This is a genomic window from Nocardioides aestuarii (assembly GCF_039527245.1).
GTDB lineage: Bacteria > Actinomycetota > Actinomycetes > Propionibacteriales > Nocardioidaceae > Nocardioides > Nocardioides aestuarii.
In genome coordinates this window covers 1,145,484-1,166,144 of the sequence record NZ_BAAAJT010000002.1, presented here as the reverse complement: position 1 = coordinate 1,166,144, position 20,661 = coordinate 1,145,484, and the positions used below count along the sequence as shown (strand labels likewise).

The 20,661-nt window shown below is 72.8% G+C and carries 23 protein-coding genes; 18 read left to right on the top strand and 5 right to left on the bottom strand.

Translation table 11 applies throughout. The annotated features are described in order from the left end of the window. Nucleotides 1-101: 101 nt before the first annotated feature. The 5 genes from ABD091_RS06050 (at nucleotide 102) to groL (ending at nucleotide 5,752) form a co-directional block, all read left to right on the top strand. Nucleotides 102-659 carry a sigma-70 family RNA polymerase sigma factor gene (locus ABD091_RS06050; protein WP_343916420.1) on the top strand — a complete coding sequence of 186 codons (558 nt, stop codon included), beginning with the start codon at nucleotides 102-104 and terminating at the stop codon, nucleotides 657-659. Then, the gene (locus tag ABD091_RS06045; RefSeq protein WP_343916418.1) at nucleotides 656-1,357 is read left to right on the top strand and encodes a zf-HC2 domain-containing protein; all 702 of its coding nucleotides are present in this window, start codon (nucleotides 656-658) and stop codon (nucleotides 1,355-1,357) included. Before ABD091_RS06050 ends, ABD091_RS06045 begins: the two co-directional genes overlap by 4 nt. 210 nt (nucleotides 1,358-1,567) lie before the next feature. Beyond that, nucleotides 1,568-2,161, top strand: coding sequence for a TadE/TadG family type IV pilus assembly protein (locus tag ABD091_RS06040; RefSeq protein ID WP_343916416.1), 594 nt, complete (start codon nucleotides 1,568-1,570; stop codon nucleotides 2,159-2,161). Nucleotides 2,162-2,168: 7 nt separating this feature from the next. Next, on the top strand, nucleotides 2,169-3,902 hold the full coding sequence (locus ABD091_RS06035) for a pilus assembly protein TadG-related protein (protein ID WP_343916414.1): 1,734 nt from the start codon (nucleotides 2,169-2,171) through the stop codon (nucleotides 3,900-3,902). A 218-nt stretch (nucleotides 3,903-4,120) separates the two neighbouring features. Beyond that, nucleotides 4,121-5,752: a chaperonin GroEL gene (gene groL / locus ABD091_RS06030; RefSeq protein WP_343916412.1), complete on the top strand. Its 1,632-nt coding sequence runs from the start codon at nucleotides 4,121-4,123 to the stop codon at nucleotides 5,750-5,752. A 160-nt stretch (nucleotides 5,753-5,912) separates the two neighbouring features. Here the strand turns inward: groL and ABD091_RS06025 are convergent, their stop codons facing one another. After that, nucleotides 5,913-6,383 carry a DUF2752 domain-containing protein gene (locus tag ABD091_RS06025; protein WP_343916410.1) on the bottom strand — a complete coding sequence of 157 codons (471 nt, stop codon included), beginning with the start codon at nucleotides 6,381-6,383 and terminating at the stop codon, nucleotides 5,913-5,915. Between the two features lie 4 nt (nucleotides 6,384-6,387). Continuing rightward, complete coding sequence (locus tag ABD091_RS06020; protein WP_343916408.1) at nucleotides 6,388-6,765, bottom strand: CD225/dispanin family protein; 378 nt, start codon at nucleotides 6,763-6,765, stop codon at nucleotides 6,388-6,390. 154 nt (nucleotides 6,766-6,919) lie between these two features. Here ABD091_RS06020 and ABD091_RS06015 point away from each other — a divergent pair, with 154 nt between their 5' ends. From ABD091_RS06015 to ABD091_RS05980, 8 genes are read left to right on the top strand one after another with little or no spacing between them, the layout of a single operon-like run. After that, entirely contained in the window at nucleotides 6,920-7,585 is a 666-nt protein-coding gene (locus tag ABD091_RS06015; RefSeq protein WP_343916406.1) for a cobalamin B12-binding domain-containing protein, read from the top strand. Between the two features lie 32 nt (nucleotides 7,586-7,617). After that, nucleotides 7,618-8,673 carry an alpha/beta hydrolase family protein gene (locus tag ABD091_RS06010; protein WP_343916404.1) on the top strand — a complete coding sequence of 352 codons (1,056 nt, stop codon included), beginning with the start codon at nucleotides 7,618-7,620 and terminating at the stop codon, nucleotides 8,671-8,673. A 35-nt stretch (nucleotides 8,674-8,708) separates the two neighbouring features. Then, nucleotides 8,709-9,230 (top strand): RNA polymerase sigma factor, encoded by a 522-nt coding sequence (locus tag ABD091_RS06005; RefSeq protein WP_343916402.1) that lies wholly within the window; start codon nucleotides 8,709-8,711, stop codon nucleotides 9,228-9,230. Next, complete coding sequence (locus tag ABD091_RS06000) at nucleotides 9,227-9,862, top strand: hypothetical protein (RefSeq protein WP_343916400.1); 636 nt, start codon at nucleotides 9,227-9,229, stop codon at nucleotides 9,860-9,862. The genes ABD091_RS06005 and ABD091_RS06000 overlap by 4 nt, the downstream gene beginning before the upstream one ends. Then, nucleotides 9,859-10,407 carry a nucleotidyltransferase family protein gene (locus ABD091_RS05995; RefSeq protein ID WP_343916398.1) on the top strand — a complete coding sequence of 183 codons (549 nt, stop codon included), beginning with the start codon at nucleotides 9,859-9,861 and terminating at the stop codon, nucleotides 10,405-10,407. Before ABD091_RS06000 ends, ABD091_RS05995 begins: the two co-directional genes overlap by 4 nt. Before the next feature lie 55 nt (nucleotides 10,408-10,462). Next, nucleotides 10,463-11,350 (top strand): AAA family ATPase, encoded by an 888-nt coding sequence (locus tag ABD091_RS05990; protein ID WP_343916396.1) that lies wholly within the window; start codon nucleotides 10,463-10,465, stop codon nucleotides 11,348-11,350. After that, nucleotides 11,347-12,465 (top strand): vWA domain-containing protein, encoded by a 1,119-nt coding sequence (locus ABD091_RS05985; RefSeq protein WP_343916394.1) that lies wholly within the window; start codon nucleotides 11,347-11,349, stop codon nucleotides 12,463-12,465. Before ABD091_RS05990 ends, ABD091_RS05985 begins: the two co-directional genes overlap by 4 nt. Further along, complete coding sequence (locus ABD091_RS05980; RefSeq protein ID WP_343916392.1) at nucleotides 12,458-13,585, top strand: XdhC family protein; 1,128 nt, start codon at nucleotides 12,458-12,460, stop codon at nucleotides 13,583-13,585. Before ABD091_RS05985 ends, ABD091_RS05980 begins: the two co-directional genes overlap by 8 nt. A gap of 12 nt (nucleotides 13,586-13,597) precedes the next feature. Here ABD091_RS05980 and ABD091_RS05975 read toward each other — a convergent pair whose 3' ends face one another. Continuing rightward, nucleotides 13,598-14,053 carry a GNAT family N-acetyltransferase gene (locus tag ABD091_RS05975; RefSeq protein ID WP_343916390.1) on the bottom strand — a complete coding sequence of 152 codons (456 nt, stop codon included), beginning with the start codon at nucleotides 14,051-14,053 and terminating at the stop codon, nucleotides 13,598-13,600. A gap of 105 nt (nucleotides 14,054-14,158) precedes the next feature. On the opposite strand from ABD091_RS05975, the gene ABD091_RS05970 reads away from it, so the two are divergent. After that, nucleotides 14,159-15,385: a transcriptional regulator gene (locus tag ABD091_RS05970; RefSeq protein ID WP_343916388.1), complete on the top strand. Its 1,227-nt coding sequence runs from the start codon at nucleotides 14,159-14,161 to the stop codon at nucleotides 15,383-15,385. On the opposite strand, the gene ABD091_RS05965 is transcribed toward ABD091_RS05970, so the two are convergent. After that, complete coding sequence (locus tag ABD091_RS05965; RefSeq protein ID WP_343916386.1) at nucleotides 15,382-15,708, bottom strand: fluoride efflux transporter FluC; 327 nt, start codon at nucleotides 15,706-15,708, stop codon at nucleotides 15,382-15,384. The two genes, ABD091_RS05970 and ABD091_RS05965, sit on opposite strands and share 4 nt — an antisense overlap. After that, entirely contained in the window at nucleotides 15,705-16,055 is a 351-nt protein-coding gene (locus ABD091_RS05960) for a fluoride efflux transporter FluC (protein ID WP_343916384.1), read from the bottom strand. The genes ABD091_RS05965 and ABD091_RS05960 overlap by 4 nt, the downstream gene beginning before the upstream one ends. Nucleotides 16,056-16,154: 99 nt before the next feature. Between ABD091_RS05960 and ABD091_RS05955 the strand changes: the two genes are divergently transcribed. From ABD091_RS05955 to ABD091_RS05940, 4 genes are all read left to right on the top strand, one after another. Next, nucleotides 16,155-16,643 (top strand): (2Fe-2S)-binding protein, encoded by a 489-nt coding sequence (locus tag ABD091_RS05955; RefSeq protein WP_343916382.1) that lies wholly within the window; start codon nucleotides 16,155-16,157, stop codon nucleotides 16,641-16,643. Beyond that, the gene (locus ABD091_RS05950) at nucleotides 16,640-19,129 is read left to right on the top strand and encodes a xanthine dehydrogenase family protein molybdopterin-binding subunit (RefSeq protein ID WP_343916380.1); all 2,490 of its coding nucleotides are present in this window, start codon (nucleotides 16,640-16,642) and stop codon (nucleotides 19,127-19,129) included. The genes ABD091_RS05955 and ABD091_RS05950 overlap by 4 nt, the downstream gene beginning before the upstream one ends. Next, nucleotides 19,126-19,980 (top strand): FAD binding domain-containing protein, encoded by an 855-nt coding sequence (locus ABD091_RS05945; RefSeq protein ID WP_343916378.1) that lies wholly within the window; start codon nucleotides 19,126-19,128, stop codon nucleotides 19,978-19,980. The genes ABD091_RS05950 and ABD091_RS05945 overlap by 4 nt, the downstream gene beginning before the upstream one ends. Further along, the coding region (locus ABD091_RS05940) for an SRPBCC family protein (RefSeq protein WP_343916376.1) at nucleotides 19,980-20,661 on the top strand (682 nt) is incomplete at its 3' end. The genes ABD091_RS05945 and ABD091_RS05940, both read left to right, overlap by 1 nt.

The window sequence follows — 20,661 nt, the reverse complement described above, 5'->3', positions numbered from 1 at the left end:
CACAGCGGCTCGGGCGGCGGGCGTGGGACGGGCGGGGACGGTCCGTGAACGCGCGGCGCGCGTGCGCCGTACCCACTGCCGTGACGGACAGACTGGGCACCATGGCCGGAGGCGAGGTGGGGGGCGCCGGACTGGCCGACGAGGCGGGCATCCGCGCGGCCTACCGGCTGCACGGCGGAGAGGTCTACCGGTTCCTGCTGCGGGGCCTGGGTGACCCGGCGGCGGCCGAGGACGTGACCCAGGAGACGTTCCTCAAGGCCTGGCGCAACGCCGACCGGTTCGACCCCGACCTCGGCTCGTTGCGGGTGTGGCTCTTCGGGATCGCCCGCAACGCGATGATCGACCACGCCCGGGCACGGGACGTCAGGCCGTGGCACGGCCGGGACAGCCTGCGCGAGCCCGAGCTGGTGCCCGAGCCCGGCGACGTCGGCGACCCTGACGTCGCCGACCGGGTCCTCGACGGGTGGGTGGTCGAGGAGGCGTTGCGGCGGTTGGCCGACCACCACCGCGAGGCGCTGGTGGAGACCCACCTGCGCGAGCGGCCCTACGACGAGGTCGCCGCGGAGCTGGGGATCCCGGTCGGCACGCTGCGGAGCAGGGTGTTCTACGGGTTGCGGGCCCTGCGGGCCGCGATGGACGAGATGGGAGTGAGCCTGTGAACGGGCACGACGAGCTGCGGATGATGCTGGGCGGCTACGCGCTGGGCCACCTCACGCCCGCGGAGGAGGACCGCGTCCGCGCGCACCTCGACGGCTGTGCGGAGTGCCGCGCCGAGCTCGCCGAGATCCAGCCGGTGGCCGACCGGCTCGGACTCGTCGACCCGGCGGCCCACGCCGACCGGCCGCTGCCGGCGCCCGACCTCGGTGACCGGATCAGCCGTGCCGTCGCCGACGAGATCGAGCGTGAGGGGCGTGACGACCTCGCCACCGCCCGGGACCGACGGCGCCGGGTCGCCCGCTGGGGCGCGGTGGCGGCCGCGGCCGTGCTGGTGGCGGCGCTGGCCGGCGGCGTCGTGGGTCGCGCGACCGTGCCGCAGGCGGCTCCGGTCCCGACCGAGCCGATCGCGGTGGAGGTCGAGGACGGCGGCGTGACGGTCGAGAGCGCCGCGTTGGTCGCCCACACCTGGGGCGTCGAGCTCCGGCTGGTCGGGGAGGGCTTCGCGGACGGCGAGACCTTCCGGGCGGCGTTCCGCACGACCGGCGGCGACCTGGTCCCGGCCGGCGAGTTCCGGGGCGTGGGGGACGCCTCGATGAGCTGCTTCCTCCAGAGCTCGGTGCTCCGGGAGGACGTCACCGAGGTCGTCGTGACCGACGATGACGGAGCCTTGGTCCTCGCCTCCACCCTCGCCGACGGCTGAGCCCGCCCACCCGGCGGTGGTCTGCACCGCAGGGCAAAGAAATCCCCGTCTTCGGGACAGGCAGGTAAGGCTTCCCTAATTTCGTGCGTGGACGTGCGCCGGGAGGGGACCCGGCGCAGCGGCGAACGGGGATGCTCCATGACCACACATCGGCCTTGCGGGGCACGGGCGGGGACACGCACGGGGAACAGTGAGCGCGGCGCCGCGGCGGTGGAGTTCGCCCTGGTGGTGCCGCTGCTGGTGGTGCTGCTGCTCGGCATCCTGGAGATGTCGTTCCTGATGCGCGACTACGTGTCGATGAGCAGCAGCGTGAGGGCGGGGGCGCGCACGGCCTCGGCCGCCGCGGACGCCGGGCCCGGCACCTGCCAGGCGAGCGCCGACCCGCCGCCGTGCTCGCCGCAGTCGGTGCCGGCGTTCGCGCAGGCCGCCGCCGACACCATCCAGAAGGCGGGCACGGCGATGCCCGCCGACCAGATCGACTGGTTGATGGTCTACGAGGCGGGGACCAACGGCTACCCGGTGGGTCGCAGCGACCTCCAGTGCTCGACCAACTGCGTGCTCTACGTCTGGGACGACGGCCTCGACCGGTTCCGCTACTCGTCCGGGTCGTGGGCGTCGGCGGGAGTCAACGCCTGCGTCAACGATCCCGATCGCGACGTGGTCGGGATCGGGCTCCAGGCACGCCACGGCTGGATGACGGGGCTGTTCGGCGACGGCCTCACCATGCGGGAGCGGACGGTCATGCAGTTCGAGCCGCTCGAGGCCGACCGGTGCAAGCCCGGCACGGCCAACGCGCACCAGTGAGCCCGCGATGACCACCCCACGTCGTACGCCGGAGCGCGGCGCCTCCGCGATCCTCGTCGCTGTCTTCTTCGCGGTGATCGCGCTGCCGCTCGCGGCGATCTCCGTGGACGTCGCGCGCTGGTACGTCGAGCTGGAGCGCGTCCAGGCGGCCGCCGACGCCGCGGCGACCGCGGGCGTCACCTACATGCCCGACGACCTCGCGAAGGCGCGGGACCGGGCGATCGAGATCGCCGAGGACAACGGCTACCCGAACGGCGGCGAGACCCGGGTCGACGTCAGCGTGGGCGACAAGCCGACCCAGCTGCGGGTCACCGTGAGCTCGCGCATCGGCAACAGCTTCGCGGCGTCCTTCGGGATCACCGACACCGTCCTCAGTCGCACCGCCGTCGCGGACTACAACGGTCCGGCGCCGATGGGGAGCCCCTGCAACACGATGGGCAACGAGCCGCCCGGCACCACGACGCGACCGCCCGTGACGAGCACCCTCTCGGTGCCCGCGGGAGCCAACTGCACCTCGAACCCCCAGTTCTGGGCCAACATCGGCGGCCCCGACTGGCCCAAGGGCAACGGCGACCAGTTCATGACCCGCACCTGCGCGACCGGGGTCGACGGGTGCATCGGCGGGAAGAACACCGACTTCGACCCGCAGGGCTACTTCTACCTCGTGCACGTCGCGGACACGGCCGTCGGGCGGCCGGTCTCGGTGCAGATCTACGACCCGGCGTTCGTGGCGCACGGCGACTACTGCGAGCGCGGGCCGAAGGGCAACGCGGTCGACAACAACCGCTGGAACCCCTACGCCAACAGCGACGCGATCGCGCGCTACGCCAAGCTCAACCAGACGACGACCAACCAGTTCTGCAGCGGCGACGTCCCGACCACGTCGGTGCCGACCGTGACCTCCTTCGGGCTGCGCGCGCCGACCGACACCGGCGAACCGCGGCTCGCACCGCCGGTGCCGTCCTGCGTCCGGCAGTACCAGGGGTGGGGTGAGGACGACCTGCACAACCAGTCGCTGAAGGAGGGCCACCCGAAGTACGACGCGCAGCTGGCGCAGGTCTTCCACCAGTGGGTGCCGTTCTGCACCTTCACCCCGGCCGCGGAGGGCGACTACTACCTCCAGGTCCGGACCAACGTCGCGCTCAGCACGGCCAGCCCCGACGGCCAGGGCGGCTATGCCAACAACCAGAAGGTCTTCACCCAGACCGGCGACGACACCGCGGTCGGCGGCGGCGGGGCCAACCGCTTCGCGCTGCGCGCGTTCTCGCCGGGCGTCGCCCCGGGCTCGATCGCGGTCTCGGCGTGGGAGCGGATGCCGATCTATGCGAACGCGACCGGGGCGTCCTCGGACTTCAACCTGGTCCGCGTGATCCCGGCCGCCCAGGGCAAGACCCTGGTCTTCGGGTTCTTCGACGTCGGCGAGGCGGCGAGCAACGGGACGATGCGGGTGATCCCCCCGACCGACTCCAACCTGCCGCCGACCCTGACCGGGTGCACCGGGACGGGCAAGGTGACCGGGTCGCTGACCGGCTGCCAGATCACCGGCATCAACGCCAGCGGGTGGAACGGGCGCAGCCAGCAGATCCGGGTCCCGATCCCGAGCACCTACACCTGCGACACCACGACCCCGGGGGGCTGCTGGTTCCGCGTGGCGGTCGACTTCGGCAGCGGCAAGGCGGTCAACGACTCGACCACCTGGACGGCCAAGATCGAGGGCGAGCCGGTCCGGCTGATCGAGTAGCGTTCCGGGGCCCGGGAGCTGTTTGCACTCGCCCACCCCGAGTGCTAATACTTGGGTTGGCACTCGTAGCATGAGAGTGACAACAGTGAGACCACTGACGCGGTGACGTTGAGGTCCGCGCCCGTACGGCGAGCAGGGTTCGCCGTCCGGACGGGCCGTCCGTCGCGGGCAACCCACCACGTCGACCACCACGACTCCCGATAGGAATCACAGGAGTTATGCCGAAGCTGATTGCTTTCAACGAGGAGGCCCGCCGCGGGCTGGAGAAGGGCATGAACACCCTTGCCGACGCGGTCAAGGTCACGCTCGGCCCCAAGGGCCGCAACGTCGTCCTCGAGAAGAAGTGGGGCGCCCCCACGATCACGAACGACGGTGTGTCGATCGCCAAGGAGATCGAGCTCGAGGACCCCTACGAGAAGATCGGGGCCGAGCTGGTCAAGGAGGTCGCGAAGAAGACCGACGACGTCGCCGGTGACGGGACGACGACCGCGACCGTGCTCGCCCAGGCCATGGTCCGCGAGGGCCTGCGCAACGTCGCCGCCGGCGCGAACCCGATGAGCCTCAAGCGGGGCATCGAGGCGGCCGTCGAGGCCGTGTCCGAGCAGCTGCTCGGGATGGCGAAGGACGTCGAGACCAAGGAGCAGATCGCCGCGACCGCGTCGATCTCTGCCGCCGACGCCACCGTCGGCGAGATCATCGCCGAGGCGATGGACAAGGTCGGCAAGGAAGGCGTCATCACCGTCGAGGAGTCGAACACCTTCGGCCTCGACCTCGAGCTGACCGAGGGCATGCGGTTCGACAAGGGCTACATCTCGGCCTACTTCGTCACCGACCCCGAGCGCATGGAGACCGTGCTGGAGGACCCCTACGTCCTCATCGCCAACTCCAAGGTCAGCAACGTCAAGGACCTGCTGCCGCTGCTCGAGAAGGTCATGCAGTCCGGCAAGCCGCTGGTCATCATCGCCGAGGACGTCGACGGCGAGGCCCTGTCCACGCTGGTCGTCAACAAGATCCGCGGCACCTTCAAGTCCGTCGCCGTCAAGGCCCCGGGCTTCGGTGACCGCCGCAAGGCCATGCTCCAGGACATCGCGATCCTCACCGGCGGCCAGGTGATCTCCGAGGAGGTCGGCCTCAAGCTGGAGAACGCCGGTGTCGAGCTGCTCGGCCAGGCCCGCAAGGTCGTCATCACCAAGGACGAGACCACGATCGTCGAGGGCGCCGGCGACGCCGCCCAGATCGAGGGCCGGGTCAACCAGATCCGCGCCGAGATCGAGAAGTCCGACTCCGACTACGACCGCGAGAAGCTCCAGGAGCGCCTCGCCAAGCTGGCCGGCGGCGTGGCCGTCATCAAGGTCGGCGCGGCCACCGAGGTCGAGCTCAAGGAGCGCAAGCACCGCATCGAGGACGCCGTCCGCAACGCGAAGGCTGCCGTCGAGGAGGGCATCGTCGCCGGTGGTGGCGTCGCCCTGCTCCAGGCCGCCGAGTCGGCCTTCGAGAAGCTGGACCTGTCCGGCGACGAGGCCACCGGTGCCGCCATCGTGCGGGCTGCCACCGAGGCCCCGCTCAAGCAGATCGCGGTCAACGCCGGCCTCGAGGGCGGCGTCATCGTGGAGAAGGTGCGGGGCCTGACCCCGGGCCACGGCCTCAACGCGGCCACCGGCGACTACGTCGACATGATCGAGGCCGGCATCCTCGACCCGGCCAAGGTGACCCGCTCGGCGCTGCAGAACGCCGCATCGATCGCCGCGCTGTTCCTCACCACCGAGGCCGTCGTGGCCGACAAGCCCGAGAAGGCTGCTGCCATGCCCGGCGGCGGCGACATGGGCGGCATGGGCGGCATGGACTTCTGACCGGAGCGCGGGGCGGCCCGCAGGCGTGAGCCTGCGGTGTCGCTCCGGGCGAAGGGAAGAAGTCCATCCAGGATGGACTTCTGAGTCCACCCGCTCCCCGTACGACGCAGGGCCCCGACCACCGCGAGGTGGTCGGGGCCCTGTCGCGTGTCCGCACCTGCTAGGCGGGCGAGAGCCAGTCGAAGCCGGGGAGGTTGCGGACCACCCAGAAGACGGTGATGGCGGCCAGCAGGCCCCAGATCACCGCGGGTGGCAGCGAGGTGGAGCGCGGCGCGGGGTGGCCGGCGGACCTGCGGAACCAGGTCACCAGCGCGAGCAGCAGGTAGGGCAGGGCGAGCAGCACCGCGGGGTTGCGGGCGAGCGCCCCGGCGACGTCGCCGTGGAGCAGGTCGTGGGTCGCGCGAAGCGTCCCGCAGCCCGGGCAGTAGAGACCGGTGGCAGCGAGGAACGGACAGGTCGGGTAGTGACCGGGCTCGTTCGGGTCGACGGACCACAGCACCGCCGCTGCCGAGGCGGCGGCGACGGTGACCGCCGTCGGGGCGGCCCAGGAGGGAAGCCAGGCGGGCAGGACCCCGGACGGCCGGCGGGTGCCGGCGGTCGCGGGGTCCTGCTCGAGGTCCTGCAGCGTCATCGGGTCAGTACTGGTTGACCGTGGTGTCCATCGACATCACGCCGGCAGCGAACAGGATGATGTAGAGCACCACGAAGACCGCACCGATGATCGTGCTCCAGAGGGCGAAGGTGCGCGCCTTCCGCGAGGACTCCTGGGCGCCGGCGGCGTCGCCGGAGGTCCACTTGGAGTTGACCTGGGCTGCGAACACGATCGACACGATGCCGAGCGGGAGGCAGCAGAACAGGGTGCTGAGGATCGCCCACACGAGGTGGTTGGGGGGCGGGGTGCCCTGCGGGCCGCCACCGCCGTAGCCGTACTGCGGGCCGCTCGGCGGTGCGCCGTACGCGCCGCCCTGGTTGTTCGAGTCGTCGCCCCCGTAGGAGGGAGGTGTCTGCGACATCTCCGGTGTTCCCTTCGTCGTTGGCGCACGCTCCGAATACGCGCGCTCGTGCGGGACCCTATCGGCGATCGGTGCGCCTGTCGTGGCGAACGGCCGGTGGGCCATCCCAGCGGGTGATGCTGCGGGTCGCGCCGCCGTGACAGGCTCGTCCTCCGTGACCTCCCCCCGATCACGCGCTGGCGCGCGCGACTACATCGAGCGCCTCGACGGCGCCTGCGGCGACCTCAACGGTCCGCGGTTCAACGGGGCCTGGCACGACGCCGTCGTCGACCTCGGCATCGTCGACGCGGTCCGGGACGTCCTGCTGCCCTACCTGCGGATGCTGGGGGAGCAGTGGGAGGACGGCTCACGCAGCGTCGCCCACGAGCACTTCGCCAGCGGCCTCTCGCGCGAGCACCTGATCCGGGCCATCGGGGCCGATCGCGCCCCCGATCCCGCTGACGACCGACCGATCGTGATCGTCGCCTGCCCGCCGGGGGAGCGGCACGACCTGGGCCCGCTCGCGTTCGCCACGCTCCTCCACGACCACGGCTGGCGCGTGGAGTTCCTCGGCGCCGACACCCCGCTGGCGGTGCTGGCCCGCGCCTGCCAGCTGACGCAGCCGGACCTGGTCGTCGTCTCCGGCACCCGGACGACGGTCCTCGAGGCCCGGACCAGCGCCTGGCGCCGGCTCGCGCAGGACACCCGGGTCGTCCTCGGCGGCGCCGGTGCGACGCCCGACCTGTCCGCGACGACCGGCCTGGTGTGCCTCGACCCCGACGTCGCGGTGGCCCTCGGACAGGTCCGTACGCTCCTCGGCGACCAGCCCGCCGCCGGCTGAGCCGTTTGCGGCGCCCGGTCAGACTGGAGCGCATGCAGACCCGGCTGGCGGTGGCCGTCGTCCTCGCGACCCTCGTGGTCGGGGGCTGCTCCGCGCAGCCCGACCCCCGACCCGAGCCGGACGCCGCCCCGACGTCGGAGTCCGCCTCGGAGTCCGGGGAGTCACCGGAGCCCTCGGCCGAGCCGTCGCGCGAGGCGCGCGAGGACCGGCTGCCGAAGGTCACCGGCCGGCTGTCCCTGCCGACGCTGATGCGGGAGCAGCCGTCGGGCGGACGACCACGGATCACCTCGACCGAGTACGAGACCGACGCCTACACCCGCCACCGGGTCCTCTACCGCAGCGGCGACGTCGACGTCTCCGGCGTGCTGCTGGTCCCGAAGGGTCGCGGTCCGTTCCCCGCGATCGTGCTCAACCACGGCTACATCGACCCCGCCTACTACGTCACCGGCCAGGGGCTCGCGCGCGAGCAGGACGCGCTGGCACGGGCCGGCTACGTCGTGCTCCACACCGACTACCGCGGCCACGCGGCGTCCGATCCCGTCTTCCCGCTCGAGCGCGAGACGCGGATCGCCTACACCCGCGACGCGATCAACGCCGTGCCGGCGTTGCGGAAGCTGCCCTACGTCGACGACGACCGGCTCGCGATGCTCGGCCGCTCGATGGGTGGCGGCGTGACGATGAACGCGATCGTCGCCCAGCCCGACCTCGTCGACGCGGCCGTCATCTACGCCTCGGTCAGCTCACGGCTCGACGAGAACGTCGAGCACTTCACCGAGCCCAACCGGCCCGAGGAGGCGCGGTCGGTCTACGACACGCTCGGGACGCCGCGCGAGGAGCGGGCGGTCTGGCGCGGGCTGTCGGCACGCTCCTACTTCGACCGGATCGAGGTGCCGGTCCTCAGCCACCACGGCCGGGTCGACGCGACCTGCCCGCCGCGCTGGGCGACCGAGACCCAGCAGGCGATGCGGGCGGCCGGGGTCGACTCCACGCTGGCCTGGTATCCCGGTGAGGACCACGCCTTCTACGCGCTGTGGCAGCAGTCGATGAACCGCACGATCGCCTTCCTCGACCGCGAGCTGAGGGTCTGAGGCTCCTGCCCCGACCGCTGTGGGACGGTGGTGGCGTGGACGGGGCGCGCTTCGAGGAGCTGGTGCGGCAGGAGCTGCTCGAGCCGCTGCGGCGCTACCTCGCCCGGCGTACGGACCCCGCCACCGCGGACGACGTCCTCGCCGAGACGCTGCTGGTCTGCTGGCGCCGGCGCGACGACGTCCCGGAGCCTGCGCTCCCGTGGGCCTACGGCGTCGCGCGGAACTGCCTGGCCAACGCCGAGCGGTCCGTACGCCGCCAGCGCCGCGCGGCCGGTCGGCTGGCCGTGGTCGACCCGCCGGTCGAGCGCTCGCCCGCGCCGGGCAGCCGCGACGACGCGCTCCACGACGCCCTCGCCCGGCTCTCCCCGGACGACGCCGAGCTGCTGCGGCTGTGGGCGTGGGAGCAGCTGACGCCCGCCGAGATCGCCACCGTGCTCGACGTGACCGCCAACGCCGTCAGCATCCGGCTGACCCGGGCCCGCGCCAAGCTGCGCGAGGAGCTCGGAAAGGTCGAGGCCGCTGCCGGACATGAGGAGCCAGGAGGAGGTGCCACATGACCGACGACCACGACGAGCAGCTGCTCGCGCGGCTCCGCGCGGCCGATCCCGGCGCCGACCTGCCCCCCGCCGACCCGACCCGGGCCGACCGACTCCTGGAGGACGTCATGAGCGACACCGACACCGAGACCCGGACGCCGCGCCGCAGCCCCCTCACCTGGCTGGTCGCGGCCGCCGCCGTCGTGCTGATCGCGGTCGCCGGCGGCCTGATGTTCCTGCCGGGCTCCGACGGCCCCGAGGCCCCGACGGCCGCCGAGGCCCCGACGGACGCCGGCGCCCCGACCGTCACCGAGCTGACGCTGAGCGGCGACGGCGCCGGGCGGTGCATGGTGCCGACCCCCGAGGTGCTCGGCGGGGCGGCCTCCGCCGTCGACGCGGAGGTCACCGCGGTCGAGGACGGTCGCGCGACGCTCGCGCCGACGACCTGGTACGCCGGCGAGGAGACCGACGAGGTCGAGGTCGCGGCCGGCTCCGCCGACCTGGCCGCGCTGATCGGCGCACCGCAGTTCGAGGAGGGCCAGCGCTACCTCGTCGCGGCCAACGAGGAGGGGAAGGTCATGGTCTGCGGGTTCAGCGGCCCCTACGACGAGGAGCTCGCCGACCTCTACGCCGAGGCGTTCGGCCGGCCGTGACCGCCCGGGGCCTCCTCCTCGCGGCCGGCGCCGGCTCGCGGATGGGCCGGCCGAAGGCGCTGGTCGACGGCTGGTTGGCCCACGGCGCCGCCACGCTGCTCGACGGCGGCTGCTCCGGCGTCACGGTCGTCCTCGGAGCCGCGGTCGACGACGCACTCGCGCTGCTGCCGGCCGGTCCGGTGGACCACGTCGTGGCCGAGGACTGGGCGGAGGGGATGAGCGCGTCGCTGCGGGTCGGGCTCTCCCTGCTGTCGGGGACCGACGCCGAGGCCGCGGTCGTGCTGCTCGTCGACCTGCCCGACGTCGGGCCGCCGGTGGTGTCGCGGCTGCTGGCCGGTGGCGCCGGTCACGGCACGCTCGCGCGGGCGGCGTACGCCGGGAAGCCGGGCCACCCGGTGCTGCTCGGACGCGACCACTGGGACGGGGTCGTGGCCACCGCGCGCGGCGACGAGGGCGCCCGTGCCTACCTCGCCGCCCACGACGTCGCGCTGGTCGAGTGCGGCGACCTCGCGACCGGTGAGGACGTCGACCGGCCGCTTGCTTGACGTCGAGCAACGAGACCAACCTGTCGCCAACGAACGGGTGCGTACGCTCGATCACATGGAGCACAGCCCGGCCAGCGCGGCCGACCTCGCGGAGCGCCTCGGAGCGACCGGCTACCTCGCCGACGGCGAGCTGGCCACGGTGGGCTTCCTCGCGCTGCGGATGCAGCGGCCGCTGCTGCTCGAGGGCGAGCCCGGCACCGGCAAGACCGCCCTGGCCGAGGCGCTGGCGGAGTCGCTCGACCTGCCGCTGATCCGGCTCCAGTGCTATGAGGGGATCGATGCGACCCAGGCGCTCTACGACTGGGACTTTCCGCGCCAGATCCTCCACCTGCGCGCCCTCGAGGCCGTCCACGGCGAGACCGACGGCACCGTCGAGGAGGCCGAGAAGTCGCTGTACGACGAGCGGTTCCTGCTGGCGCGTCCCGTGCTGCAGGCGCTCCAGCAGGCCCCGGCCGTGCTGCTCGTCGACGAGGTCGACCGCGCCGACGACGAGTTCGAGGCCTTCCTGCTCGAGGTGCTCTCGACCTACCAGGTCTCCATCCCCGAGCTCGGCACCGTGGCCGCCGCCGAGCCGCCGGTCGTGGTGCTGACGTCCAACCGCACCCGCGAGCTCCACGACGCGCTCAAGCGCCGCTGCCTCTACCACTGGATCGAGCACCCCGGCCTGCAGCGCGAGCTCCAGATCGTCCGCAGCCGCGCGCCCGAGGTCAGCGAGGCGCTGGCCCAGCAGGTCGTCGGCATCGTCCAGCAGCTGCGCACCCGCGACGACCTGCTCAAGCCTCCGGGGGTCGCCGAGACGCTCGACTGGGCGCGCGCCCTCCAGCACCTCCAGGCCGACGAGATCGACCTCGAGTCGGCTGCGGCGACGCTGGGCGCGCTGGTGAAGTATCGCGAGGACAGCGACCGCGTGAAGGCGGCGCTCGACCGGATGCTGGCGGGATGAGCACCGTCCGCGAGCGCAGCGCCGACGAGGTGCTCCTCGGCTTCACCCGGGCGCTGCGGGCGTCAGGCGTCGGCGTCACCCAGGACCGGGCGCAGGAGTTCCTCGTCGCCGCCTCGCTGCTCGGCGTCGGCGAGCGGCGCGAGACCTACTGGGCCGGCCGGGCGACCCTGTGCGCCGGCCCCGACGACCTCGAGCGCTACGACCAGGTCTTCGACGCCTTCTTCAACAGCCGCGACGGGCTGCCGCGGCGCCGCGAGGCGCAGCCACCGTCCCAACCGGTGTCGGTGCTGCCGGAGCAGGAGCCGGGCGGCGGCGGGGCCGAGGCCGACGACGACGACGCGGTCCGGGCCGCGGCCAGCGGCGTCGAGGTGCTGCGGCACCGCGACGTGGCCGCCCTGACGGCGGGCGAGAAGCGACGGCTCGACAGCATGTTCGCGACGCTCGACTGCCGGCCCCCGCGGCGGCGTACGGCGCGCCACCGGAGGTGGCACCGCGGCACGGTCGACGCCCACCGCACGCTGCGCGAGAGCCTGCGCCGGATGGGCGAGCCCTCCGACATCGCCTGGCGGCGCCGCTCGGAGCGACCGCGCCGGGTCGTGCTGCTCGTCGACGTGTCCGGCTCGATGAGCGGCTACGCCGACGCGCTGCTGCGGCTCGCGCACCGCTGGACCCAGACCGCCGGCCCGTCCGTCGAGACCTTCACGGTCGGGACGCGGCTGACCCACGTCACGCGGGCCATGCGGCTGCGCGACCCCGACCGGGCGATCGTCGCCGCGGGCGACACGGTCCCGGACTGGTCGGGCGGGACCCGGCTGGGGGAGACGCTCCAGATGTTCCTGACCCGCTGGGGGCAGCGGGGGATGGCCCGCGGTGCCGTCGTCGTCGTCTTCAGCGACGGCTGGGAGCGTGGCGACCCCACGCTGCTGGCCGACCAGCTCGAGCGACTGCGGCGGATCGCCCACCGCGTGGTGTGGGTCAACCCGCACCGCGGCAAGACCGGCTACGAGCCGGTGCAGGCCGGCGTCGTCGCCGCCCTGCCCCACTGTGACGACTTCGTCGCCGGCCACTCGCTGGCGACCTTCGCCGAGCTGACGGAGCTGGTGTCCCGTGCGTGACGTGATGGACGAGCTGATGACGTGGTGGGAGGCCGGCGAGACCGTCGGCGTCGGCACCGTGGTGGCGACCTTCCAGTCGGCCCCACGACCTGCGGGTGCCTCGATGCTGGTGGGCCCGGACGAGTCGGCTGTCGGGTCAGTCTCCGGCGGCTGCGTCGAGGGCGCGGTCTACGAGCTCGCGCAGTCGGTCGTCGAGTCCGGTGAGCCCGTCCTGGAGCGTTACGGCGTCTCCGACGACGACGCCTTCGCCGTCGGCCTGACCTGCGGCGGGATCCTCGACGTCTACGTCGAGAAGGTGAACCGCGAGACCTTCCCCGAGCTCGGCGACATCGCCGACGACGTCCGCGCCGGCCGACCGGTCGCGCTGGCCACCGTGATCGAGCACCCCGACCCGGCCTGGCTGGGCCGGCGGCTCGTCGTCCGGCCCGACGAGTCGGTCTCCGGGACGCTGGGGTCGCCGCGCGCCGACGACGCCGTCCGGGACGACGCGCTGGGCCAGCTCGCCCAGGGCCACAACGCGACGCTGTCCTACGGCCCCGACGGCGAGCGGCGCGGCGAGGGGATGCGGGTGTTCGTGTGGGCGTTCGCGCCCAAGCCGCGGATGCTGGTCTTCGGCGCCATCGACTTCGCGGCCGCGGTCGCGCGGGTCGGCAGCTTCCTCGGCTACCACGTCACCGTCTGCGACGCCCGGCCCGTCTTCGCGACGAACAGCCGGTTCCCCGAGGCCGACGACGTCGTCGTGGACTGGCCTCACCGCTACCTCACCGCCGAGCTCGAGGCCGGTCGGATCGACCGGCGGACCGTGCTGGCCGTCCTGACCCACGACCCCAAGTTCGACGTACCGCTGCTCGAGGTCGCGCTCCGGCTGCCGGACGACCAGCGGCCGGCGTACGTCGGGGCGATGGGCAGCCGCCGGACCCACGACGACCGCCTCGAGCGGCTGCGCGAGGCGGGCCTCACCGACAAGGAGATCGACCGGCTCTCCAGCCCGATCGGTCTCGACCTCGGTGCCCGCACGCCCGAGGAGACGGCCGTGTCGATCGCGGCCGAGATCATCGCGCTCCAGTGGGGCGGCAACGGGGGCCGGCTGGCCGCGGCGGAGGGGCGCATCCACCACTGATCCGCGGCCGGGCTAGGACCCGTCGCCGGCCCGGCGCTCGAAGAGCACGTAGTCGCCGTCGGTGCCGACGACGCCGTAGCCCGCGCGCTCGTAGAGCGCCCGCGCCGGGTTGTCCCGGTGGACGCCCAGCTTCAGCACCCGCGATCCGCCCGCCGCCGCCCGGGTCTCGAAGGCCTCCAGCAGCAGTCGGCCGAAGCCCGACCGTCGGTGGCGGGGAGCCACGTGGATCGTCACCAGCGTCGCGGCCTCGCCCTCGACCAGCCACATCGCGAGCCCCGCCGGATCCGCGTCCTCGGAGCCCGCGACCTCCAGGACCACCGTGGTGGACAGGCACTCGATCCACAGCTGGAGGTTCTGGTCGATCGACTCGGTCCAGCCCCTCAGGGCGTGGGGCTCGATGGTCCTCACGTAGTCCCGCTCGTAGCGGAGGATCGTCGGGAGGTCGGCGGTCGTGGCCGGGCGCAGCATGCCGAGCAGACTAGTGACGAGCACCCGTGCGCCCATGCCCCGAAGGCGTCATTGATGGGAGGGGAATCGCGGGCTACCGTGACCGGCATCACTCAAGGGGCGGACATGGGATCGAACGACCTCCAGTCGCGCCGGCTCGAAGCCGTGCGGGCGTGGACGAGCTTCGTCGAGCACGGCGACAGCGCGAGCGTGCGCCCCGAGATCCTGCGCTCGTGGGAGCTCTCCGGCGCGGTCGGCACCGACCTGCGGGAGGCGCCGCTGGCCGACGAGGCCGAGACCGAGGCGATGTTCCGCGACTCGCCGCTCCAGGTCGCGGTCGACCGGGTCGAGGCCGACCTGCGGCGCACGGCCGAGGACGGCGACCTGGTCCTCGCGGTCACCGACGCCGAGACCAAGATCCTGTGGACCTACGGCGGTCGCGTGATGCGCCGCAAGGCCGAGACGGTCAACTTCGTCCCTGCCGGCCGGTGGGACGAGGCGAGCGTCGGCACCAACGCCCTCGCCATCGCGTCGCGGACCGGCGAGCCGTCGATGGTCTTCAGTGCCGAGCACTTCGCCCCGATCGTGCACAACTGGGTCTGCTGGGCGGCCCCGCTCCACGACCCCGTCTCGGGGGAGCAGATCGGCGTCGTCGACCTCTCGACGACCTGGGACCGCACCCACCCGATCGGCCTCGCCACCGCGCGCGTGCTGGCGCGGCTGATCGAGGGTGCGATGCCGACCTCCCACCAGTGGGGCCGGGCGGCCACCGCCACGGCCCGCACCGAGCCCGGACTCGACCTGTCGTTGCTCGGCACCGCCGAGGCCTGGCTCGACGGCCAGCGGCTCCTGCTCAACCGCCGCCAGACCGAGATCGTCGCGCTGCTCGCGCTCCATCCCGAGGGGCTCTCGCTCGAGCGGCTCCACGCGATGGTCTACGGCGAGCAGGCGGTCACGCTGTCGACGCTCAAGGCCGAGGTCTCCCACCTCCGCTCGGCGGTCGGCGGCCAGCTCGCCTCCCGCCCCTACCGGCTGATGATGCCGGTCCGGACCGACGTCGAGGACGTGCTGACGCTGCTCGGTCGCGGCGACGTCAAGCGCGCGGTCGCGGCCTACGGCGGCGACCTGCTGCCCGGCACCAACGCGCCGGCGCTCGCCGAGCTCGGCGACTACGTCGCGGTCAGCATGCGCGAGGCCCTGCTCGCCGCTCCCGACCCGGCCGCCGTGCTCCGCTACGGCGAGCTCGCGCCCTACGACACCGAGGTGGTGGAGCGCTGTCTCGCCGTCCTGGGCGACCGCGACCACCCCGCCAAGCCGCTGCTCAAGGGTCGGCTCGCGGCGGCGGGCCGCTAGCCGATCGAGCCCAGCAGGAGCCCGAGCCCGAAGGCCAGCCCGCCGGCGAGCAGCGTCGTGACCACGTAGGCGATCGCCGTGCGCAGCGGGATCGAGACGGCCTCGAGGGCGAAGGTCGAGTAGGTCGTCAGCGCACCCGCCATGCCGGCGCCGAGGAGCGTGACGGCCCAACCGGGCCCGGCCGTGACCACCACGCCGAGCAGCAGGCTGCCGGCCACGTTGGCGGCGACGGTCGGCCACGGCGCACGCCCGAGCAGGGTCAGGCCCCAGCGCAGCAGCGCACCGGCCGCTCCGCCCACGGCCACCAGAAGCAGCTCTGTCACCGCAGCCTCCGCCCGGCCCGGAGGCCCAGTGCGGCGAGGGCCAGGCAGCCCACCAGCGTCCCCGCGACGTACGCCGTTGCCGGCCCGGCCGCCAGCTCGTGACCCTCGAGCAGGTGGGTCGAGAACGTGGTGAAGCCGCCGAGGAAGCCGACGCCGACCAGCAGGCGCAACCGTGGCCGCGCCTCGAACATCCAGCCGGCCAGCAGCCCGATGACCAGGCAGCCGACGAGGTTGACCGACAGCGTCGCCCACGGGCTCGGGACGACGAGCGCGAGGGCCCACCGCGAGACGCTCCCGAGGGCCCCGCCGACGGCCACGAGCAGGGCGGCGTCGCGGCGGCGGATCACGTGCCGAGGCTAGGGCACGCCAGCCAACCGTCTGCCAACCCTCCGATTCCTACCGTGACCCCAGTCACAGGTTCGTCATACCTCCAGAAGGAGTCGTCCATGGCACGGATCAACCTCAGCGTCGACGGGAGCAACGTCTCCGACGACGTCGAGCCCCGCATGCTCCTCGTGCACTACCTGCGCGAGAAGCTCGGCAAGACCGGAACGGTCGTCGGCTGCGACACCAGCAACTGCGGTGCCTGCACCGTCCACCTCGACGGCCGCAGCGTGAAGTCGTGCAACGTCCTGGCCGTGCAGGCCGACGGGCACGAGGTCACCACGATCGAGGGCCTGTCGGACACCGTCGACGGCGACCTCCACCCGGTGCAGGAGGCCTTCCGCGAGTGCCACGGCCTCCAGTGCGGGTTCTGCACACCCGGCATGATCATGCAGAGCGTCGACCTGCTCAACGACAACCCGGACCCGACGGAGGAGGAGGTGCGGCTCGGCCTCGAGGGCAACCTCTGCCGCTGCACCGGCTACCACAACATCGTCAAGAGCGTCCTCCACGCCGCGAAGAGCTCGAGCGGAGAGGGGGCCAACGCATGACCGCCGTCCAGGACGCCCCGTCCAAGGAGATCGGCCGCGACCGCCGCCGCAAGGAGGACCAGCGCCTCATCACCGGCCGCACCCGCTGGACCGACAACATCACGCTGCCGGGCATGCTCCACCTCGCGATGGTGCGCAGCCCGTTCGCCCACGCGACGATCACCTCGATCGACACCGAGGCCGCCAAGGCTGCGCCCAACGTGGTCGCGGTGCTCAGCGGCAAGGACTTCGGCGACGAGCTCGGCGTCTGCATCAACGCCTGGCCGATCACGCCGGACCAGAAGGCGCCGGGCCACTCGCCGATGCCGGCCGACCGGGTCGCCTTCGCGGGCGAGATCGTCGCCGTGGTCGTGGCCCGCTCGGCCGCGGAGGCACGTGACGCCGCCGAGCTCGTCGACGTCGAGTTCGACGAGCAGCCGGCCGTCATCGGCATCAAGAACGCGCTCCAGGACTCGGTCCTCGCCCACCCCGACCTCGGCACCAACAAGTCGGCCCTGTGGGTCTTCGACTCGGCCGACGCCGGCACCGGCAGCGACGTCGAGGAGGCGATCAGCAAGGCCCGCGCCGACGGCATCGTCATCGAGCGCGAGTTCCGCCAGCAGCGGCTGATCCCGGCCTTCATGGAGCCCCGTTCGGTCGTGGTCGACCCGACCGGCGAGCAGATCACGATGTACTCGGCGACCCAGATCCCCCACATCCTGCGGTTCGCGCTCGCCGCGACCACCGGGGTGCCGGAGTCGAAGATCCGCGTGATCGCCCCCGACGTGGGCGGCGGTTTCGGCGGCAAGCTCCAGACGACGCCGGAGGAGTGGATCGCCTGGGCGGTCGGCCGCCGGCTCGGCAAGCCGGTGAAGTACACCGAGACCCGCAGCGAGAGCCTGATGTCGGCCCACCACGGCCGCGACCAGGTCCAGACGCTGACGCTCGCCGCCGACAAGGAGGGCAACGTCACCGGGTTCAAGGTCCACCTCGACGCCGACCTCGGCGCCTACGTCGCGATCGTCGGCGGCGGTGTCCCGGTCCTCGGCGCCTTCATGTTCAACGCGATCTACAAGTTCCCGTCCTACCGGTTCGAGTGCCAGACGGTGCTCACGAACACCACGTTCACCGACGCCTACCGGGGTGCCGGACGGCCGGAGGCGACCTACGCCGTCGAGCGGATCATGGACGACCTGGCCGCCGCGGTCGGCGTCGACCCGCTCGAGATCCGCGAGCGCAACTGGATCAAGCACGAGGAGTTCCCGTTCACCACGGTGGCGGGCCTCGAGTACGACTCCGGCAACTACGAGGCCGCGACCGCGCGCGCCAAGGAGGTCTTCGGCTACGACGAGCTCCGGGCCGAGCAGAAGCGTCGGCGTGACGAGGGCGACCGGGTCCAGCTCGGCATCGGCGTCTCGACCTTCACCGAGATGTGCGGCCTCGCGCCCTCCCGCGTGCTCGGCAGCCTCGACTACGGGGCCGGCGGCTGGGAGCACGCGAGCGTGAGGATGCTCGCGACCGGCACCGTCGAGGTCGTCACCGGGGCGAGCGCCCACGGCCAGGGCCACGAGACGGCGTTCAGCCAGATCGTCGCCGACCGGCTCGGGGTGCCGTTCGAGGACGTCGAGGTCCTCCACGGCGACACCCAGATCGCCCACAAGGGCCTCGACACCTACGGCTCACGCTCGCTCGTGGTCGGCGGCGAGGCGCTGGTGCGGGCGGCCGACAAGGTCATCGAGAAGGCCAAGCACCTCGCGGCCCACCTGCTCGAGGCCAGCGAGGACGACCTCGAGTTCGCCGGCGGCCGGTTCTCGGTGCGCGGCACCGACTCCGGGGTCGCGATCCAGGAGCTGGCGACGGCGGCCTTCGCGGCCCACAACTACCCCGAGGACATGGAGCCGAGCCTCGACGCCGAGGCGACCTTCGACCCGGTGAACTTCAACTACCCGCACGGCACCCACCTGTGCGCCATGGAGGTCGACACCGAGACCGGGGAGGTGAAGATGCGGAAGTACACCTGCTGCGACGACATCGGCAACATCATCAACCCGCTGATCGTCTCCGGGCAGGTGCACGGCGGCCTGGTCCAGGGCATCGCGCAGGCGCTGTGGGAGGAGGCGGTCCACGACGAGTCCGGCACGCTGGTGTCCGGGTCGTTCGTCGACTACCTGCTGCCGACCGCGGCCGACACGATCTCCTTCGACGTCGTCCACACCGACCAGCCCAGCGTCTGCACCACCAACACGCTCGGCACCAAGGGCGTCGGCGAGGCCGGCACCATCGCCTCGACCCCGGCCGTGGTCAACGCGGTCGTCGACGCGGTGCGCCACCTCGGGGTCGACGACATCCAGATGCCCTGCACCCCCGAGCGGGTCTGGCGCGCCATCAACAGCGGCGGCAAGGGCGGCTCCACCGAGGGGGCGGCCATGCCCCACTTCGGCGACGACGCAGGTGGTGGCAACCAGGAGATGCCTGGCACCTCGAGCACGGAAGGAGCGGGCGCATGATCCCGGCACAGTTCGACTACGTGGCACCGACCACGGTCGAGGACGCCCTCGCGGCGCTCGCCGAGCACGGTGACGACGCGAAGATCATCGCCGGCGGGCAGAGCCTGCTGCCGGTGCTGCGGATGCGCCTCAACGCGCCGGAGACCGTGATCGACCTCGGTCGCATCGACACCCTCCGGGGCGTCCGTGACGACGGCGACGCGATCGTCGTGGGGGCGATGACCACCCACCACGACGTGCTCACGAACGATCTCGTGAAGGAGCACGCCGCGATCGTCCACCACGCCGTGACCGAGCTGGCCGACGCCCAGATCCGCCACCGCGGGACCTTCGGCGGGGCGCTCGCCCACGCCGACCCGGCCGGCGACATGGGCGCCCCGGCGCTCGCTCTGGGCGCGGAGTTCGTCATCGCCGGCAGCGAGGGCACCCGGACCGTCCCGGCCTCGGAGTTCTTCGTCGACCTGTTCGAGACCGCCATCGGCGAGGACGAGATCCTCACCGAGGTCCGGATCCCGAAGCACACCGGCTGGGGCGCGTCCTACGAGAAGTTCGTGCGGATCAAGCACCAGTGGCCGATCGTGGCGGTCGCCGCGACGGTGCGGGTCGAGGGCGGCACCATCGCCGAGGCCCGGGTCGGGCTGACCAACATGGGCAACACCCCGCTGCGGGCGACCGCGGTCGAGGAGGCCCTGGTCGGCGCGCAGGCGACCGAGGACGGCGTCCGCGAGGCGGCGTCCAAGGCGGCCGACGGGACCACCCCGCCCGCGGACCTCAACGGTGACAGCGACTACCGCAGGCACCTCGCGACGGTGCTGACCCGTCGCGCCGTGCTCAAGGCGGCCGGCGGCTGATGGTCGAGCTCCAGCACCAGTTCACGGTCCCCGCGAGCGTCGAGGAGACCTGGGCGCACTTCAACGACATCGCCAGCGTCGCGCAGTGCTTCCCCGGCGCCCAGGTCACCGAGGCCGACGAGGAGTCCTTCACCGGCACGGTGAAGGTCAAGCTCGGCCCGATCGCGCTGGTCTACAACGGCTCCGGCACGTTCGTCGAGAAGGACGAGTCGGCCCACCGGATGGTGATCGACGCCAAGGGCAAGGACAAGCGCGGCAACGGCACGGCGGGTGCGAAGGTCACCGCCGTGATGACCGAGACCGAGCCCGGCTCGACGGAGGTGTCGGTGACCACCGACCTCGCGATCACGGGCAAGGCCGCGCAGTTCGGCCGCGGCAACGTGATGAAGGACGTCTCGGACAAGCTGCTGGGCCAGTTCGTGAGCTGCCTCGAGCAGCGCATGGACACCCCGGCGGAACCGGCGGCCGAGCCGGAGGCCGCCCCACCGGCTCCCCCGGAGGAGAAGTCCGCCCCGACCGCTCCTCCGGGGGACACCACCACCGCGGCCGACACGGAGCCACGGCCGGCGGCCGCCGTCCCCCCGACGGCCGCCGCGCCGGCGCCGAAGCCCGCGCCCCGGCCCGCACCGAAGCAGGACGACGAGGCCCTCGACCTCGGCGCCACGGTGCTCCCGGTCCTGG

What these genes read in the sequence shown, in the direction of transcription:
- ABD091_RS05975 (WP_343916390.1), bottom strand. Translation starts at nt 14,053, where the DNA reads ATGCTGCGCCCGGCCACGACCGCCGACCTCCCGACGATCCTCCGCTAC.
- groL (WP_343916412.1), top strand. Translation starts at nt 4,121, where the DNA reads ATGCCGAAGCTGATTGCTTTCAACGAGGAGGCCCGCCGCGGGCTGGAG.
- ABD091_RS05950 (WP_343916380.1), top strand. Translation starts at nt 16,640, where the DNA reads ATGACCGCCGTCCAGGACGCCCCGTCCAAGGAGATCGGCCGCGACCGC.
- ABD091_RS06020 (WP_343916408.1), bottom strand. Translation starts at nt 6,765, where the DNA reads ATGTCGCAGACACCTCCCTCCTACGGGGGCGACGACTCGAACAACCAG.
- ABD091_RS06000 (WP_343916400.1), top strand. Translation starts at nt 9,227, where the DNA reads ATGACCGACGACCACGACGAGCAGCTGCTCGCGCGGCTCCGCGCGGCC.
- ABD091_RS05955 (WP_343916382.1), top strand. Translation starts at nt 16,155, where the DNA reads ATGGCACGGATCAACCTCAGCGTCGACGGGAGCAACGTCTCCGACGAC.
- ABD091_RS05985 (WP_343916394.1), top strand. Translation starts at nt 11,347, where the DNA reads ATGAGCACCGTCCGCGAGCGCAGCGCCGACGAGGTGCTCCTCGGCTTC.
- ABD091_RS06010 (WP_343916404.1), top strand. Translation starts at nt 7,618, where the DNA reads ATGCAGACCCGGCTGGCGGTGGCCGTCGTCCTCGCGACCCTCGTGGTC.
- ABD091_RS06025 (WP_343916410.1), bottom strand. Translation starts at nt 6,383, where the DNA reads ATGACGCTGCAGGACCTCGAGCAGGACCCCGCGACCGCCGGCACCCGC.
- ABD091_RS05990 (WP_343916396.1), top strand. Translation starts at nt 10,463, where the DNA reads ATGGAGCACAGCCCGGCCAGCGCGGCCGACCTCGCGGAGCGCCTCGGA.
- ABD091_RS06050 (WP_343916420.1), top strand. Translation starts at nt 102, where the DNA reads ATGGCCGGAGGCGAGGTGGGGGGCGCCGGACTGGCCGACGAGGCGGGC.
- ABD091_RS06035 (WP_343916414.1), top strand. Translation starts at nt 2,169, where the DNA reads ATGACCACCCCACGTCGTACGCCGGAGCGCGGCGCCTCCGCGATCCTC.
- ABD091_RS05945 (WP_343916378.1), top strand. Translation starts at nt 19,126, where the DNA reads ATGATCCCGGCACAGTTCGACTACGTGGCACCGACCACGGTCGAGGAC.
- ABD091_RS05970 (WP_343916388.1), top strand. Translation starts at nt 14,159, where the DNA reads ATGGGATCGAACGACCTCCAGTCGCGCCGGCTCGAAGCCGTGCGGGCG.